The 17,191-nt window shown below is 42.1% G+C and carries 18 protein-coding genes and 2 pseudogenes; 11 read left to right on the forward strand and 9 right to left on the reverse strand.

What is annotated here, in order from left to right; translation table 11 throughout:
- Positions 1–9: 9 nt before the first annotated feature.
- The 6 genes from AWV70_RS04875 (at position 10) to AWV70_RS04900 (ending at position 4,418) form a co-directional block, all read left to right on the forward strand.
- Positions 10–507: a TRAP transporter small permease gene (locus tag AWV70_RS04875; RefSeq protein WP_060204883.1), complete on the forward strand. Its 498-nt coding sequence runs from the start codon at positions 10–12 to the stop codon at positions 505–507.
- On the forward strand, positions 504–1,781 hold the full coding sequence (locus AWV70_RS04880; protein ID WP_060204884.1) for a TRAP transporter large permease: 1,278 nt from the start codon (positions 504–506) through the stop codon (positions 1,779–1,781). The genes AWV70_RS04875 and AWV70_RS04880 overlap by 4 nt, the downstream gene beginning before the upstream one ends.
- A gap of 247 nt (positions 1,782–2,028) precedes the next feature.
- Entirely contained in the window at positions 2,029–2,676 is a 648-nt protein-coding gene (locus tag AWV70_RS04885; RefSeq protein WP_060204885.1) for a TetR/AcrR family transcriptional regulator, read from the forward strand.
- Positions 2,677–2,744: 68 nt separating this feature from the next.
- Entirely contained in the window at positions 2,745–3,485 is a 741-nt protein-coding gene (locus AWV70_RS04890; protein WP_060204886.1) for an ABC transporter ATP-binding protein, read from the forward strand.
- The gene (locus tag AWV70_RS04895) at positions 3,478–4,185 is read left to right on the forward strand and encodes an ABC transporter permease (protein ID WP_060204887.1); all 708 of its coding nucleotides are present in this window, start codon (positions 3,478–3,480) and stop codon (positions 4,183–4,185) included. Before AWV70_RS04890 ends, AWV70_RS04895 begins: the two co-directional genes overlap by 8 nt.
- A 5-nt stretch (positions 4,186–4,190) precedes the next feature.
- Positions 4,191–4,418, forward strand: a complete 228-nt coding sequence (locus tag AWV70_RS04900; RefSeq protein ID WP_060204888.1) for a hypothetical protein — start codon at positions 4,191–4,193, stop codon at positions 4,416–4,418.
- 121 nt (positions 4,419–4,539) lie between these two features.
- Here AWV70_RS04900 and AWV70_RS04905 read toward each other — a convergent pair whose 3' ends face one another.
- The 3 genes and pseudogenes from AWV70_RS04905 to AWV70_RS04915 form a co-directional block, all read right to left on the reverse strand.
- On the reverse strand, positions 4,540–5,997 hold the full coding sequence (locus AWV70_RS04905) for a hypothetical protein (RefSeq protein ID WP_060204889.1): 1,458 nt from the start codon (positions 5,995–5,997) through the stop codon (positions 4,540–4,542).
- Positions 5,990–6,499, reverse strand: coding sequence for a sigma-70 family RNA polymerase sigma factor (locus tag AWV70_RS04910; protein WP_060204890.1), 510 nt, complete (start codon positions 6,497–6,499; stop codon positions 5,990–5,992). Before AWV70_RS04910 ends, AWV70_RS04905 begins: the two co-directional genes overlap by 8 nt.
- 153 nt (positions 6,500–6,652) lie before the next feature.
- A pseudogene (locus tag AWV70_RS04915) lies at positions 6,653–7,397 on the reverse strand (class I SAM-dependent methyltransferase).
- A 257-nt stretch (positions 7,398–7,654) separates the two neighbouring features.
- Here AWV70_RS04915 and AWV70_RS04920 point away from each other — a divergent pair.
- Positions 7,655–8,206, forward strand: coding sequence for a hypothetical protein (locus AWV70_RS04920; RefSeq protein WP_060204891.1), 552 nt, complete (start codon positions 7,655–7,657; stop codon positions 8,204–8,206).
- A 39-nt stretch (positions 8,207–8,245) separates the two neighbouring features.
- Positions 8,246–8,732, forward strand: a pseudogene (locus AWV70_RS22810) (phosphoglycerate mutase family protein).
- Positions 8,733–8,874: 142 nt separating this feature from the next.
- On the opposite strand, the gene AWV70_RS22815 reads toward AWV70_RS22810, so the two are convergent.
- The gene (locus tag AWV70_RS22815) at positions 8,875–9,309 is read right to left on the reverse strand and encodes a hypothetical protein (protein ID WP_082713470.1); all 435 of its coding nucleotides are present in this window, start codon (positions 9,307–9,309) and stop codon (positions 8,875–8,877) included.
- Positions 9,310–9,732: 423 nt separating this feature from the next.
- Positions 9,733–10,677, reverse strand: coding sequence for a DUF3592 domain-containing protein (locus AWV70_RS04940; protein ID WP_060204894.1), 945 nt, complete (start codon positions 10,675–10,677; stop codon positions 9,733–9,735).
- A 177-nt stretch (positions 10,678–10,854) separates the two neighbouring features.
- On the opposite strand from AWV70_RS04940, the gene AWV70_RS04945 reads away from it, so the two are divergent.
- From AWV70_RS04945 to AWV70_RS04955, 3 genes are read left to right on the forward strand one after another with little or no spacing between them, the layout of a single operon-like run.
- Positions 10,855–11,448: a histidine phosphatase family protein gene (locus tag AWV70_RS04945; protein ID WP_060204895.1), complete on the forward strand. Its 594-nt coding sequence runs from the start codon at positions 10,855–10,857 to the stop codon at positions 11,446–11,448.
- A gap of 43 nt (positions 11,449–11,491) precedes the next feature.
- Positions 11,492–12,067 (forward strand): hypothetical protein, encoded by a 576-nt coding sequence (locus AWV70_RS04950; protein ID WP_060204896.1) that lies wholly within the window; start codon positions 11,492–11,494, stop codon positions 12,065–12,067.
- A gap of 15 nt (positions 12,068–12,082) precedes the next feature.
- Positions 12,083–12,280 carry a hypothetical protein gene (locus tag AWV70_RS04955; protein WP_060204897.1) on the forward strand — a complete coding sequence of 66 codons (198 nt, stop codon included), beginning with the start codon at positions 12,083–12,085 and terminating at the stop codon, positions 12,278–12,280.
- Between the two features lie 68 nt (positions 12,281–12,348).
- Here AWV70_RS04955 and AWV70_RS04960 read toward each other — a convergent pair whose 3' ends face one another.
- From AWV70_RS04960 to AWV70_RS04975, 4 genes are all read right to left on the reverse strand, one after another.
- Complete coding sequence (locus AWV70_RS04960) at positions 12,349–13,578, reverse strand: dicarboxylate/amino acid:cation symporter (protein WP_060204898.1); 1,230 nt, start codon at positions 13,576–13,578, stop codon at positions 12,349–12,351.
- Between the two features lie 37 nt (positions 13,579–13,615).
- Positions 13,616–14,482 (reverse strand): diaminopimelate epimerase, encoded by an 867-nt coding sequence (gene dapF, locus AWV70_RS04965; protein ID WP_060204899.1) that lies wholly within the window; start codon positions 14,480–14,482, stop codon positions 13,616–13,618.
- 21 nt (positions 14,483–14,503) lie between these two features.
- The gene (locus AWV70_RS04970; protein WP_235588549.1) at positions 14,504–15,457 is read right to left on the reverse strand and encodes a D-cysteine desulfhydrase; all 954 of its coding nucleotides are present in this window, start codon (positions 15,455–15,457) and stop codon (positions 14,504–14,506) included.
- 425 nt (positions 15,458–15,882) lie between these two features.
- On the reverse strand, positions 15,883–17,166 hold the full coding sequence (locus tag AWV70_RS04975; RefSeq protein ID WP_060204900.1) for an amidohydrolase: 1,284 nt from the start codon (positions 17,164–17,166) through the stop codon (positions 15,883–15,885).
- Positions 17,167–17,191 lie beyond the last annotated feature (25 nt).

Here is a 17,191-nt window from a genome sequence, read left to right on the forward strand (position 1 = left end):
GGTACCGCTTTGAAAAAGGTCTATCATTTTATGGATCTGCTCATCAGATGGGGCGCATACATCGCGGGCGTGTTAATTTTATTGACAACCGTCATGACGTTCTACGAAGTTGTTTCAAGATCCTTCTTCCATAAACCGACTTCCTGGGCGACTGAGCTATCCATCTACGCGATCATCGGCAGTTGTTTCTTAGGTAGTGCCTATGCGGTTCGGACCTATTCGCATATTACTGTTGATTTATTGATCAATAATGTTAATGATCGAATGAAAACGTTGCTGGCTTACCTTACGAATTCTCTTGGATTGGTATTCAGCATCATCTTTACACTGTATAGTTATTGGCATGTCATCAAGACGTTCAACTTGCAAGTCACATCCGCATCACTGTTGAGGATTCCGATGTATATTCCGGAATCCCTCCTCGTGATAGGGGGCCTTCTTCTATGCATCGCATTCATACTGCAGATAATCGATGGTGGCATACATAAAGGAGGAGAGCACCTATGAATATATTTTTTACAGGTGGATTAGGACTTCTTCTTATTATCGGATTGCCTGTTGCTTTTTCGCTCAGTCTGCTTGCGGTTGCAGGGATGTATTTCTTCAACGGCGGTACATTCGCCTTCATGCAGATTCCGATTATATCGTACAAGTCATTGGATGACTTTACACTTACTGCTTTGCCGATGTATGTATTGATGAGCCAAGTGCTTGTCGTCAGTGGAGTTGGACGGGATTTGTATGAAATGGCAAGCAGATGGTTCAGGCATTTTCCTGGTGGGCTTGCCATTGCGACGTTGTTCTGTTGTACCGTTTTCTCCGCAATATCCGGATCCAGTGTGGCGACCGCCGTTACTGTCGGTGCCGTAGCACTGCCTGAAATGGTGAGAAGAGGATACAACAAACGTCATGTATTAGGATTATTGGCTGCAGGTGGAACACTTGGAATCCTGATTCCACCAAGCATTCCGATGATCATTTATGGTTCAGTAACCGGGGAGTCCGTTGGAAAGCTCTTTATTGCCGGTATCATTCCTGGTACAATCCTGACCATTGCATTCATGATTTTCTCGGCGTTTCAAACACGCCATATTAAAGACAAGCCAGCGACTTGGGGCGAACGGATGGAAGCTTCAAGAAAAGCGATCTGGGGATTATTGCTGCCCATCGTCATAATCGGGGGAATCTACACGGGCATATTCACTCCGACGGAAGCAGCTGCTGTCGGCGTCGTGTTCAGCTTTGTAATCGCGATATTCGTCTATAAAAATATCAATATGACGACATTGAAGCAAATTCTGATTTCAACGGTGAAAACGAACGCAATGATTCTGTTCATTATCATCGGTGCAATGCTGCTGGGCTATATTTTGACAATCCTTCAGATTCCACAGGAGATCGTCAATTTTGCAACATCCCAAGACATAAACCCATGGATCATCTTCATTTTAATCAATATCGTGCTGTTGATTCTCGGTATGTTCTTGGAAACTGTTTCGATTCTCGTTATCACATTGCCAATCCTTTATCCGATCATCATGGCACTCGGTTTCGATCCGATCTGGTTCGCGATCATCATGGTCATCAATATGGAATTGGCTCTCATCTCACCACCGGTCGGACTGAACCTGTTCGTATTGAAAGGGTTAAACAAAGAAAACACGATCAGTGAAATCGTGAAAGGCGTCATTCCGTATGCTGTCATCATGGTCGTCTTCATGATCATTCTTTCGATTTTCCCTGAAATCGCAACGGTTCTCATCCATAGTGATATCAAATAAGCAAAGCCCACGAGGAAGAATTCCTTCGTGGGCTATTGTATTTAGAATGGATTGGATTTCGCGTTTCCCGACCAAAGGCTGTATAAGCAGGTGTGCAAAACGTCCATGTAATTGTCGGGTATGGCTCACCTAAAACAACGAATATCCGATTTTTTGATCAAAGCAGGCAGACTTCATTCTGATTGACATATAAAGCATTACAAAATACAATACATACATATGAATGTTTGTATGTGGAGGTACTAAATTGGCACGTAATAAATATCCTGAAATAACGGTGAAAAGAATATTGGATGCAGCAACTAGACTTTTCCTTGAAAAAGGATGGGATCAGACAACAATCCAGGACATTATTGATGATTTGGGTGATTTAACTAGAGGTGCGTTCTACCATCATTTTAAATCTAAAGAAGAGATTATAAATGCAGTTCTTAAACAATTAGCATTGGACAATAATCCTTTTGAACAAGTTGAGAAAATGGATGGATTAAATGGTTTATTGAAATTAAAAACTGCTATTCAGCTTTCATTCGCTACTGATCATGGACCAATGAATGCGCTCACGTCTATTCCATCTGTTCTAAAAAGTCCTACACTCATTGCAAACCAGTTATTGGAATGTATCAGAATAGGAGCGCCAAGTATTCAATCAGTTATTGAAGAAGGGGTAAAGGATGGTTCCATTTCCGTTCGCTATCCAAAACAAACTGCTGAAACACTTGTAATGCTATCGAATATATGGCTAAGTCCAGTTATTTTTACAGTTAGTACGGAAGAATATATGCAAAAGGTAAAGCACTTGCAAGAACTATTTCACGGTATTGGTTTGCCGATCATTGATGACGAAACACTCATTTCTTTTGAAACTTTTCACAGAAATCTTCAAATTAAATAGGCTGTCAGAGGACAGTTTATTTTTTTGGGAACATACATATATATGTATGTAATTAGAGGGGGATAATAATGACAACTGAACTTGTTGTAAAAGCAACTAGCTTAGTAAAGAGATTTGAAGGCAAAGAAGTAATTAAGGATTGCAATATGAATGTTCGTAAAGGAACAATTTATGGATTTTTAGGAGCGAATGGATCAGGGAAGACTACTGTATTTAAAATGCTACTAGGCTTACTCATACCTAGTGCTGGGGAAATCGAAATTCTAGGGAATCGTAGTTCTGAAAACAGAGATAAAATTCTAAAAAGTATAGGCAGTATTATCGAAACTCCTGTGTTTTATGAGCATTTATCCGCAAAAGAAAATTTAGAGCTGCACCTTTCTTATATGGGTGTAGTAAATCCCTATATTGAAAATACCTTAGAATTGGTTGGGCTTAACGATACCGAAAACCTGCCAGTTTCTAAATTCTCACTCGGCATGAGACAACGTTTAGGAATTGCAAGAGCAATTATTCACAACCCTAAATTATTGATTCTTGATGAGCCGATCAATGGATTGGATCCGTTGGGTATACGTGAAATGAGGGAACTATTTCTTCACCTTGTAAAAAATCGAAATATGACAATCGTAATTTCTAGCCATATTTTAAGTGAGATTGAACATATTGCAGACAACATAGGAGTTATTGTAAATGGAAGGATTGTAGAGGAAGTATCCTTATCATCCATCAAAGACCAGTTCCCAGAGGGGTTAGAAGATTTTTTCTTCAATATTATGAGCGGGAATGGAGGTAAGGTAAATGCTTGATCTAATGAAACTTGAACTTAGAAAGACTAATATTCGTACGTACATCAATTCGACTTTCGTTATCTTTATTGTCTTATTGGGATTTATTTATATATTTGCTTATATGCCACAGGTAAATCCAAATGATCCAATGTTAGAGTTGTTCGCTAGTTATAAAAACATCGTTTCACTGTTCGGCGCTCTCAACATGGCTACCTTTTGTATATTAGCTTCTGTCATGTATTCCCGATTTGTAATTGAAGAATATACAGGAAAGCGTGTAATCCTTCTCTTTTCTTATCCGATAAGGAGAGAGAAGATTTTCGTCTCAAAAATGATTATTGTTACGTTGTTTACGATAATCTCAATGATAGTTTGTAATATACTCGTTTATTCTATTTTTGGTTTAAGTGAAACTTTCTTTCCTTTAGTAAAGGATAACATTACACTAGGGGTTATACAAAAAGCGATCATAACAACTATTGTAATGACTGTATTAGCCGCGGCGTTAAGCATTATTTCAATGGCAATCGGATTTATAAAAAAATCTACCCTAACAACTATTGTTTCGGCGTTTTTACTTTGCTCAATTGTAACTAATATTTCATCCGGAACGTTAAACTCCAATACAGTCGCAATTATAGTTATGGCAATCACGATACTAGCTGCAATCTATGCTGCAAAAATCATATTGAAAAAGATTAACTGTATGGAGGTCTAACGGAGATGGAATTAGCAATTGAAAAAGTTGTAGACAATTTCTTTGTAGGTACTGCACCTCAGTTTTTAACAATCGTAAACGTTATTTTAGGAGTCATTTTATTCTTTATTGGTGTGATATTGCTGATGAAAAAATCTCCAAATAAAAAAATGAAAACCATTGGATTGATTTGTTTTGGAATTGGAGTGGTTTCAATTACTAGTGGCGCGATGCAGATGGGGATATTTTCGTAACTTTAGTAGATGGAGGGGATGAGCGACGGTCCTGACCCATACCGATAAGAAATAAACAAAGCCCACGAGGAATTTCCTTCGTGGGCTGTTTCTATGGATAATATGCTGGATTAGACTTAAATCAATCTGCCGTTCCATCAAATTGCTTTACCCATTCCTGATCATACCAAATATCAGGATGGTCGATCGTTTCATTTTCTCCTCGCACCATGAAGTCATACGTATCTTTTCCACCCGTATACCAATCGACAATGACTAACTTGCCGTTTACATTACGTACAAGAAATTCAGTGGCTTCTCCATAACCGCCTTGATAGTTAGTAATCTTAACAGGCATGAATAAATAGAGATACTCTCCATCCGCATTGTAGTCCGCTTCCCAATCGTATATCTCAATATCCTTCACCTTGTCGTTCTTGCCATACAACGCATGTTGGGATTGAATCTTCTTTTCGGTATACTGTGTAAGGTTTTCGTTTTCGATAAATGCATCCAAATCAATATCTGTCCCGTTCCAAACTGCTTTATAATAGTCTGTCAGCGCATGCACACACATTTTATAAGCCGTTTCAATATCGGCATCAGATAGTTCATCTGCACTTTTAGCTAGATATTCGGTTACGGTGCTGGATCCGATCTTTTCCCACTCCGTCACCTTTCCGTAAATTAATAAAGTACCATGCGAAGTGACGGGGTAGGAGAGAGAATCGTAAACTACCCTGATATCCATGCCAAGCGAAATCTCTTCCAGAGCGTCATCGATGATAAATCGGGAGGCGGCCCCTTTCATTATCAACTTTTCCTTTTTCGAAGGAGCGTCCTCTACAAACCCATGCGTGACAAGGACTCGGTCACCCTCAATAGCAGCGACTGTCCCTTCGAATTCATCGTACTTCACGGACAAATCGAAAGGGGGGATCGTTTTTAGTTCCATGAAATCAGCAATAGCACGCTCGTGTTTATTCTGGAGCAAGCTAAGCACTTCGCCCAGCGTTTTCGGATTCTCCTGCGGATTGCGAATGAGCCATTCATTAGCTTTCTCATATCGGGTCGTCCACTTGTAAATGACATTGAAATACTCATCATGGGAGATGCCGAAATTCTCTTCCTGCGCTTGAAGAACGATATTCTTTCTCTCTTCTCCTTCTTTATCCAAATCCGCATAGAAAATATCCCGTTGTTCAGCGACAGTGTCGTCGATCGCTTCCATGTCTTCCTCGTAGCCGACCGTTTTGGCATAATCAATCAGCGCGTCTATTTGCAGCATGCTCTGTAAAACAGCCTGTTTCATATCATCGGTAGCTCCGTCTTCATTGCCATCCGATTCCGTGCGCAGCATGAAATCATAGATCAGTTTATTAACCTCATATTCTTCATCATCCGCAGTAGAGAAACCATCCTTCAGCACGTTGAATGCAAAAAATAGGACCGCCGCGGCTACAAGTCCAGTCACCGCTCCCGGAAAAGGATTTCTCTTTTTTTGTCTGCGTTTTCCGGAGAGGACACTTCGCTTCACTTCTTCCATATCTTCTGACGTTATACTGGACAAGGCATCTAAACTCTTTTTCACTTCATTCACTGGATAGCACCTCCCAATCCTCAGATTTCAGTTTTTCCTTCAATAACTTCCGTGCTTTCGTCATTCGTGCCTTCACGGTATTCTCGGACAGCTCCAAAAAAGCGGCGATTTCCCTGATCTTGTACTCTTCGTAATAATATAAAATGATAATTTCCCGATATTTCATTGGCAGCTTCAATATCGTAATGGCAAGCTCGATTCGCTCTTCATTCAAAACAAGCGGGTCCTGCTGCGTATGTATCGTTTCCACCCAATCATGCGTGAACAGCAAATTCCGGAATGACCAGCTCCGCAAGTGGTCCTTGCATCGATTGACGGTCATCTTTGTCAAATACGAACGCATTGTACCTCGTTCCTCATAATTCGACGACGTATAAAAGGAAATGAATACATCTTGTACAATATCCTTCGCCATCTCGCGGTCACGCAAATAAAAGAAAGCCATCCTCAATAGATGTTCTCCATGCGCATCCATGATTTTCTCCAATTCTTCCTGGTCCATGTCATCACCGCCTCTTCATAATGGTAACGGAGCTCAAGGGGGAAAGGTTGTTGTTTTCTTAATTTTACCGTAAATATGATTCGATGAGAGATAGGCGAAATCTGTATAATAATAAGACCGCCTAATGTTAGCGCATTAGGCGGTCCTTTTTAACTATATTTTTTTCACTCGAAGCCGATAGGATAGGCAAGAGGACAAGGAAGCCGTTTCCACGCATGTCCAGTTACTAAAATCCATAGCACCTCCGGGAAGATTCCGGTAATCGCTAATCCTGCATTTTCACACATAGAACTAATCTCATCAACTGTATAGCAGCGCAGTGATTGCATCACAATTTCGTCCGGGTTTTCTAGATGCCACCAGCTGTCCAACATGCGACTGTTTTCTACATCGAATGAGTAGACTCTTTCCGCGTTGTCGAATTTCATTTTTTGCCTGCTGCAATGGTCAGCCAATAATTCGGGTTGTAAATGTCGATGAGAAGTGTACCTTCATCCTTCACCCAGTCTTTCATTCGTTTCAAAAGTGTGAGCTGGTCTTCATCCGAACCTATGCCGAATCCATCGAAATAGCTTACGACATCGAATTGCTTGGAAAAGGTATATGTGTAGAAATCGCCTAGGTGGATGTCGGTTGTGTTAGGTGAACGAAGTCTGGCTGTTTCTACCAGTTCAGGTACGAGTTCCAATGTTGTCATGAAAATACCGCGGGCGTCCAAATCCCTTGCGATGCTACCGATGTGTGCACCGATATCGAGCATCGATTCAAATTTTACACCGATTTGCCTCTCTATTTCCTCAGCTTCCTTATTTAAATAACTCTCCATTTCCTCTTCGATGTCACGTAACCACTCAAATTGTTTTTTATAAAAGAGAATGACCCATTCGTTTGTTGTCATGTTTTTGCCGCCTGTAATTTATTTTCATTATAGGTGGTGCTGTAAGTTTTGAATGCCCATGTTCGATTGCTCCTGCCCCCCTATTGAACGCAGCAGAAAACAGGATTTTAATACTATTCAGAAAAAAATGTATGAATATGCATGAACACCCCAATAAATTCACTTGCTTTCATTTCATTTTTTTGAAATAACGAAATTCGCAATTAATTAGGAAACCGATGCGGTGATTCTCCGTATTACCGTTAGGGGGTGGGCAAATGTTAGATAAAATTGGGTCGCGACAGATTTTCATGGCTATCACGATTGGGATTTTTGTGTGTTCTCCTATTTTTGTTTTGATAGTGCCGTTGTTTATTGCCAATGCGCTTTACCAAGAGTCGAATACATGGGCCGTTGTTGTCCCCGCGAAGGCGTTTATGTCGTTCGGGCTTGGTGCGCTTTTTCTAATCACTGCCACTTTTTTGCTATGGATAATGTCCGTGAATAAAAAATCGAAATGGCTTGCAGCAATCTGTGTCCTCCTATCGATTTTGCTAATGGTAGACGGATCCGGGCGTTATGTTGGAGTGTCGACGGATGGCATTTCCTTCAAACGGGGGCTAGCGGGGGCGAATCAGCATTATGAGTGGAGCAACATACAGCAGGTCGTTTATCGTGAATTTCCTGAAGAGGGAGGGTTCCCGAAGTTCGATTTCTATTTTAAGGATGGGGAAATGGTGACGTTGCCTGAAAACAGGGATATGCGAATATTCACGAATACGCTAACCAAGGTGCTTCAGAAGGAAGAAATTGAATTTAAGCGCAACTGAACAGGGAATTCTTAATGACTTAGAAGCGAGGGGAATTAGATGGAGCTACTAGTGATCAGACACGGCGAATCAGAAGCGGATTTATTGGAGGTGCATGAAGGAAGGGCAGACTTTCCGTTGACCGAAGTAGGGGAGACTCAAGCAAGAAAAATGGCTGCGACTGTTGCGAAAGAATATCCGCCTGAAATCATCTTAGCGAGCACATTGAAGAGAGCAAGTGGGACGGCGAAAATCTTGCAGGAGGCAATCGGGTGTGAACTCAAGTGCACTTGACCTTCGATTTCGAGCGGAGCGGATACTCCTGGAGATTCTCCATGATTATCGGGACTATAAAAGAATTGCGATTGTGTCCCACGGCAAGCTGATCTCTAATCTGATCAATGCGTTTCTCAAGCTGCCAATTGGAGATGTTGCATTTCCGACAGGGGATACGGGAATCTATCTGCTTGAACTACGGGAAGATATTCGAGTCGTTAGGTTTATAAATAGGCAGGGTCATTTATCTTGCCAATGGTTTCATAGGTAAGGAGAAATACAAGATGAGTATTATAACGGACATTCAAAAAGGGTAACTGATAATAAAAAGGAACGGACGGACTAAGCGCCGTCAGTTCCTTTAGAATGAATTACCAAAAGTGCACCACACGGTTCCCAGCATACAATGGGCTCTACCCTCTGAGTCTGTTAATTAAATTATTGAGTTCGGTATCATGCTTGCCAGTTTTAGCACTTAGATAGTCAACATCTACTTTTATACCTCTAAGCTCGCCTGATACGACCCCGAAAACTTCGCGATGTTCATCTAATTTGCCATTTGTATAGTTGAAATTACTGCGCAGTTCTGATGATAGGGAAACGACCTTTTCCTCAATTCTTCCTTGGCCATCCTTTAACACTTTACTATCTTGTTTTAATGCAATAATATCCCCTTTCACCGCTGAAACATCCTCTTTTAAAGCTGTGCTATCTGCTTTTAATGCCGCAACATCCCTTTTTAACGCTGAAACATCCCCTTTTAACGCCGAAACATCCCTTTTTACCGATGTAATGTCCTCTTTTACCCCTTTAATCTCGGTTAAAATTAGTTTTAAGGTCTCCTCCATCTTTATCAACTCCACGCACGATTTTTATTATAGTAATTATAACACACCGGGAAATTTCAGGTATCAAGTCCGCTATGACTAAAAAAGCCTTACCATTCAAGCTCACACTCAAATGGTAAGGCTTTTCTATTTGTCCATTCACTCCGTCGTACTTAATTCCTTTTGTTTTCGGTGCCTGTGCAAGATACAATTCAGTTAATACACTACAATTGCATAAGACATCTAGACAACCTTTTAACATCAACTTCTATGTTATTTGAATATGTATTTTTATTCATTTTTTGGTGAATTGTCATAAATGTATCTTGCACAGGCACCTGAACATCACCGCCGCTTCATAATGGTAACGGAGCTCAAGCGTGAAAGGTGGTCGTATTTTAATTTTATAACTAGGTATATCAAGAAAAAAAGCAACCGCCTTGGTTACTTTTTTCTTCGTTCTTTAATAAACACCCAGCCGGCAAACAAAGTGACTGCCAACATAATCAAACAGACAAGTGATTCCCAGGTCATGACTGCCTCAAAGATGTCCAGAAAGGAATTGCCGCGTACAAATAAGTCATAGGGATTTACATTGCGGTAAGCAATCGGCAGCTTATCCCCGATGCCGTATTGCTGGTAGGTTTGTCCTGTCACGTCTTTGATCACCTGGAAAGTGCGTCCTGCGTGATCTTCGAAAGATACAGTCAGTTCGTAGGACGAATCCTCGTATTTGCGGTATGTGACATGGGAATCACGGTCGAGGATCAGAGCATCGGTATCTGTCTTGCCGAATGGAAGCAATTTTCGAGCCAGATTCAATAGGAAGCGCCCTATGAAAATCAGAAATACAAGAAGTACGACAGCGACAATTCTCCAGCCTTTTCTTTCTTTTTTCTGTTTCTCTTTCTTCCGCCTTTTCTGTTGACGTTTCTTCTGCCGTTTGTAAGAGATTTTCTTTTCCAATGCGTCCAATACAGGGATGGACAGCAACAGTGCAATTAGGCAGCAAAATGCCAGAAACCCGAATACGGCAATCCCGAATAGGAAAAGTGAACTGTCAAAGGTGAAATCGTGGATCGTCGAAAAGTCTGAGGGGCGTAACGAGTACCCATTGATTGAATCTCCAACTTGGATTGCCTTCTCCTCACTTTTGGAAATCCGGTTGAGGTACGTAGATTCCTCTCCGTTCGGCAATTCGACCCGCACGTAATAGGCGGGTGGTGTATATAAGCCTTTTGCAGCTATTTTGTCAACAGTAGTCACGGTCACCGGCTCAGCAGAAAACAGATTGTATTCTTCTATGTAGGACGCCGTCAGCACCCATGTAAAAAGACTGAATAAAAACGTGATAACTGCCAACCCAGCGGTTTCTTTTATCCATTCCATCTTCTACACTCCCGTCCGTTCGTTGAACACATCTTATCGAAAAGAATGCGAGATGAACAGATGCCAAATAGCCATTTTCCTATTCACTTCAACTTCTATGGTAATATTGTAATAAATTCAAAAAGTTCATAGATTGATATGGAAACATATGATTAACTCAAAAGTGAGGGGTAATTGATGGAAATACTGATCATCAGACATGGCGAATCAGAAGCGGATTTATTGGAAGTGCATGAAGGAAGGGCGGACTTTCCGTTGACCGAATTAGGGGAGACGCAAGCTAGAAAAATGGCGGCGGCTGTCGCGAAAGAATATCCTCCCGAAATGATTCTTTCGAGCACCTTGAGGAGGGTTGGGACGGCAAGAATTTTGCAGGAGGCAATCGGTTGTGAACTCAAGTTTTATGATGATTTGAGGGAATTCAATAATGGAGTGTTAGCTGGAATGTCGAGAAAAGAAGCGGCGATCAAGCATCCGTTACCTGAAGGCGGGAGGCCGGTTCATATACCGATACAAGACGGGGAATCAGCTCTTGACCTACGCTTTTGGGCAGAAAGGATACTCCGCCAGATCCTCCATGATTATCAAAGCTATCAACGGATTGCGATTGTCTCCCATGACAAAATGATTTCTAATCTGATCAATGCGTTTCTCAAACTGCCTATTGGAGATGTCGTATTTCCTACTGGCGATACAGGAATCCATCTGCTTGAAATAAGGGAAGACATGCGAGTCGTTAGGTTTATGAATAGGCTGGATCATTTATCTTGAGAATGATGCATGGAGTGTTGCACATAGTTAGGAGAAGCATAAAATGACTAATTGGGACATTTTAACGGGCACCTTATTTCTGTTTCTCTGTTTCCGGTTCTTTCGGTTAGTCATTAAAATGAAACAGCCTATTGTTTTCCCCGTCACAGAGGAAGACTTGCAGGCAATACGGGTACAGCCGAAAAAAACGATTGAGCGGCCTATTGTTTTCGAGCAAAAGTCTGCTCTTAAATGGCTAGGTTTCAGTCTAGCGATCTTCCTTATCATGGCTGTTTATAATTTGCTAGACACAACTATCCATCTGCCTTCCGCCTATGTTTTTATCTGGTCTTTGATCAATTTTAATCACATTTGGAATTTGTTTGCAGTTGTGGAAGACGGGGTGTTATGTGGAGGCAAGTTTGTTTCATGGAAGAATATTCGATCATATCATTTCGAGGAAATAGATAAGCACCACCGTTTTTACGGGGATTCTCCTGAAGTGAACAGCGGGTATGAATTGTGGATTATGACAAAGTACTCCGAAGTCAGCTGTGTTGTCACATCGGAAGTGGTGAAAGAGAAATTGGCCGGTATATTGGATGCGCATTTGCAAGGTGGGGAAAGGATTAGAAAATAATGGGGGTGTAGATTAATGGTATGGGGAACTATTATACTGTGGCTTGTTAGTTTATTCATTTTGTATATCGTAATCTTTGCAGCTGTAAAGGATGGGATTGATCGGTCCGAAGTTGGGCAATTGATTAAAAAGAAATACGGGGTAAAAGAAGAAATTGTACCTGTAAGTGATGAGGAAATCGAAAAGGAATTAGAAGATCAATTTAAGGAATGAGGAATCTTAATAGGAAAAGGAACGCATGAAAAAAGCCATGCGTTCCAAAGTTATAACCTCTATCACTACTATTCTACATGTACTTTCTCCATCCAGTCTTTCCCTTCCAATTGCCTAGTTACAAGCATACTTGCGACTGTGTCTCCGGTAGCATTTACCATTGTTGCAGGCGGATCGACAACAACGCCAATTGCCGAGATCATTGGCAGGGCTTGGATCGGTAGACCGTAAAGGGTGACAATGACCATTTCACCAATAAATCCGCCGCCAGGAATTCCGCTCATCACGACTCCGGCCATTAAAGAAATCGCAATCGCTGTAACGAAAGTGCCGATTCCCGTGAAATCCATGTTGAATACACCGAAGACGAAAGCGATTTTAAGAATAGAAGAGAGACAAGATCCATCCATATGAATGGTCGCGCCGAGCGGCAAAACGGTTTCCCGTATATCTTTTGGCACGCCGATTTGTTTTGCTGCTTGTAAGTTGATAGGGAGAGTTGCAAAACTACTTCCAGTGCCAAGCGCAGTTGCAGCTGGTGCAAGGATGTTCTTCCAAAAACGGACAACCCCTTTTTTCCCGCCGGCAATGAATGCGTAAAGCGTGAATCCAATCGCAAAGTATAGAAAGGCAACAGGGTAATACAGGATAAAGGCTTGTGCATAATCACCGATCAATTCTCCGCCGAAATCTCCGATCAGTGCTGCAAAATAGGCGCCCAAGCCGATTGGAGCATAGTACATGACGAGCTGAATCACTTTCATGAAGATTTCAGAGCCACTTTCTAAAAAGCGGGCAAATGGCTTTCCGGCTTCTCCTGTCAATCCAGTCGCGATTCCTAATAACACCGAGAATACAATTAAAGCAAGCATATGTTTACGTGAAAATAAATTCACGAAATCCGGCACTGTAAACGTGTTTACGAGTTGATCGGACAGCGACAGCATTCCCGTATTTTCTACAACCTCGTTAGGAATATCAACTCCTGATCCGACTGGGAAGATAAGAACGGCTACTAGCATCACAATGGATGCAATAATCCCCGTAATGATAAACACCGAAAGCATGGAGCCCATGATTTTCCCAAGACGTTTCATACTATCCATATTCGCGACAGCTGATGAAATCGAAAAGAACACAAGTGGAACAACAATCATGAACAATAAATTTAAGAATAAATCCCCGAATGGTTTAATGACGCTTGCCTTTTCTCCAAAAATCAGCCCAATAATGGATCCGATGATAATTGAAGCAAGAAGTATGAGTGGGAAGCGGTATGCTTTCAATTTTTTTGCCATGCAATTGATCCCCCTTTTTATTAAAGAATCTCTATGTCTATAAAGCCTGACGCTTCCAGTGGAAGATCCCTTGAATCGTAGTCTCCGCGGGTCCGGTCATCCAAACGTGATCATCGTCTGCCCATTGAATGCATAGATCTCCACCGCTTAAATGGACTGTGACATCCCCTCCTTTTTCGATATAGCCGTTTAATACTGCAGCGACTACTGCTGCGCTTGCTCCTGTTCCGCAAGCTTCTGTTACACCTGAACCTCGTTCCCATACTCTGTAATTCATTTCATTTCTAGTTATGATTTCAACAAACCCAACATTCACTCGATCCGGGAAACGCGGATCTTCAGTAACGATTGCGCCCAACTCTTGTATTGGCGCTTCTTCAATCGCATCGACAAAAAACACAGCATTTGGATTACCCAAAAATAATGCCGTTACCTTCAATGAATGTGAAGCAACTGGGAACTCTTCTGCAATCACCTGGTTATCGTCGGTACCGAGCATTGGTATATGACTTCGATTTAATAAAGGCGCACCTAAGTCGACGGTCACTTGGTCAACACATTCTCGTTCTCCGTACACTTCGACAGTTACGATTGCTGCCCTCGTTTCAATTTGAAAGACGTTGCTAGAAACGAGATGATTTTCATAAGCATATTTTGCTGTGCAACGTAAGCCATTGCCGCAACTTTGTCCTTCCGATCCATCTTTGTTGAAAATCCGCATACCAATATCGGCCACGTCACTCGGGTGAATCACAATGAGGCCATCTGACCCTATGCCTGTATTGACATTTGAGATGTCTTTCGCCAGTTGATGGAAAGTTGAAGCGTCGAATTCATGTGCAACAGCATCGATGTAAATATAGCTGTTTCCAATTCCGTGCATCTTCGTAAAAGGTATTTTCATAAGCTAACCTCGCTTCAAGCTTTATAATGCAAATAAGTCCTCATTGAATAAAGTATGGTTTGCATATAAGGACGGGGATCCACCTGTATGAATAAACAACACATTGTCTTCTTTCTTGAATGTTCCGTTGCGAATCAAGTCGATAAGTCCAGCCATCACTTTTCCTGTATAAACGGAATCGAGCAGTATGCCTTCCGTTCTCGCCAACATTTGTACCGCTTCAATCATTCCTTGTGTCGGAATGGTGTAGCCTTCGCCAACATAGCCATCGTAGCAATGGACACTAGTAGATAAATGGTTGTCCGATATGTTTAGATAACTAGCAGTTTGGTGAACTAACTCAGTAATTTTCAGGATTTGTGTTTCATTAGGTCTGGAAACATTGATCCCATGCACTTTAATGGGTGCGCTGCTTGCAGTAAAACCGACAATCAACCCTGCCTGAGTCCCGCCACTGCCGCTCGCAACGACTACATCGTCAAGTACAAGCCCGGTCTCAAAAGTTTGTTGAAGGATTTCTTGTGCACATGCTACATATCCAACCGATCCTAAATCATTAGACCCTCCGATAGGAATTAAATAAGGTTTCCTGCCTGCCGTCGCTAATTCCTCACCCAAAGTATGCATTTCCGCTATGACATCTGATCCATGCGGCACAACCTTAATAGATTCGGCCCCTAGTAATTTAAATAGCAGGTTATTGCCGTTTGCATCTGGATCATAAGGAGTCGCAACACCTTCCTCCAAAACGAGCTGGCATCTTAAACCTTCTTTTACGGCAGCGGCTAACGTCAGTCGGCAATGGTTTGATTGGAGAGCGCCACAAGTAACAATCGTATCTGCCCCTTGATGTATCGCATCCGCGATTAAAAATTCCAGCTTTCTCGTTTTATTCCCGCCCCCGGCAAGTCCTAGTAAATCATCCCGTTTTATGTAGATGGAAGGACCATTCAATAGTTTGGATAAATGAGGCAACTTTTAGATTGGTGTTGTTGCATGCGTATAACTTCTTCTTGGGTACTTTGCTAGTAACATTTGGGCATCTCCACCTTCATCATTAATTGACCATCAACATAACTAAGCGACTCTTATTTTCATCCCCTTTCGAAATTTTAGTTATTTCAAAGTATCGACTAGACACTCTCTTCTGTCAATATACAAAATATAAATTTCGACATTTTTCTACATATGTTTGCGGTTACGTGTTCAACCTACTAATTTAACAGCTCGCTGCCTTAATCCAGTATATTTTAAGGATTTATTTATTATGCTGATAGTTTCGTGAAAGGTTGTAGGCGGTTGATTTTCATACAGGCAGTGACGAAAACAGCCTTATAACAATAAAAAAAGCCTTACCATTCAAGAGAGCACTCAAATGGTAAAGCTTTCTATTTGTCCATTCACTCCGTACTGCTTAATTCCTTCGCGGCTGCGAATAAAATTTCGACAGCTGGGAGGAGGGTGTCTTCGTTAATATCGAAGCATTCGTGGTGATGTCCTGCGGCAAGGTCGGTGCCAAAGATGCAGTACGTTGCTTGGCCGCCGCGCTTTTGGACTGCTTCCAAGAAGTACGTAGCATCTTCTGAACCTGCGTTTGCTTCACTCGTGACTTCCACATGTTTAAGGAAAGTGTGCTGTTTGGCGATGTCGGCTAATTTTTTCGCCAAGTCGTCGGAGCATTTGCAGCTAATGGCTTCGCCGGCAGTTTCAATCAAGTACTCGATGCCATACATTTGCGCAGCGCCTTTTACGATGTTTTCCACTTGCTCTTTCATGTAATTATTCACTTCACTCGTTTCCCCGCGTGTTTCAGCGATGAGTGTAGCGTGATTTGCGATGACGTTTCTTCCTGATCCGGCGTGCAGCTCCCCGACGTTAATACGTGAGTCCCCGCCGGAATGACGGCAGATCGCGTGCATATTCAATGCGGCACTTGCTGCGGCAAGCAATGCATTTTTGCCGACTTCCGGTTCACCCCCGGCATGCGCTGCTTTTCCTGTAAACGTAATATTTAACTTTGTTGTCGCCAAAAAGCCGTTATTTGCAGCGACAAAATGATACTGGGGCACGCCGGTTCCAATATGGGAAGCGATGAAGAAATCGGTATCGTCAACGACTCCAGCACGAGCCATCGCTTTTGCTCCGCGTGTGCCTTCTTCGGCTGGTTGGAAAATTATCTTGATGACCCCGTTTAGCTCATCTTGCTTTTCAGCTACCATCGTAGCGAGTCCAAGTCCGATGGAAGTGTGGGCATCGTGCCCGCAAGCATGCATGGAGCCTTCCGCAGTGGAACGGAATCCTGCTGTTGCAGGTGTATGCTGCGCCGAATCAGACTCGATAATTGGCAATGCATCCATGTCTACACGAAATGTGACAGTAGGTCCGGGTCTCTTCGTATTGAACGTTGCGACGATTCCGGTGAAACCTTCCTCGAAATAAGGGAGGAAGCGTTCCACGGCTCCGTTTTCTTTTGCCCATACGACATGTTCTTTCGTTGTAGCGGCATCGGGTTTCCCCATGCATTCGTCTTCATTCATGACTTCTTTGCCAAGCTGTAAGTCAAAACCTAAGGATTCTACTATGCTTGCTACGATGGATGCCGTACGCATTTCTAGAAAACCTTGTTCAGGAAAACGGTGAAAGTCTCGTCTCCAGTTAATCAGTTGCTTTTCTAGTTGCATCATATTGCCTCCTGTAATGGTTAAAAGT

Origin of the sequence: Sporosarcina koreensis (assembly GCF_001531445.1) — a bacterium.
Taxonomy (GTDB): domain Bacteria; phylum Bacillota; class Bacilli; order Bacillales_A; family Planococcaceae; genus Sporosarcina; species Sporosarcina koreensis_C.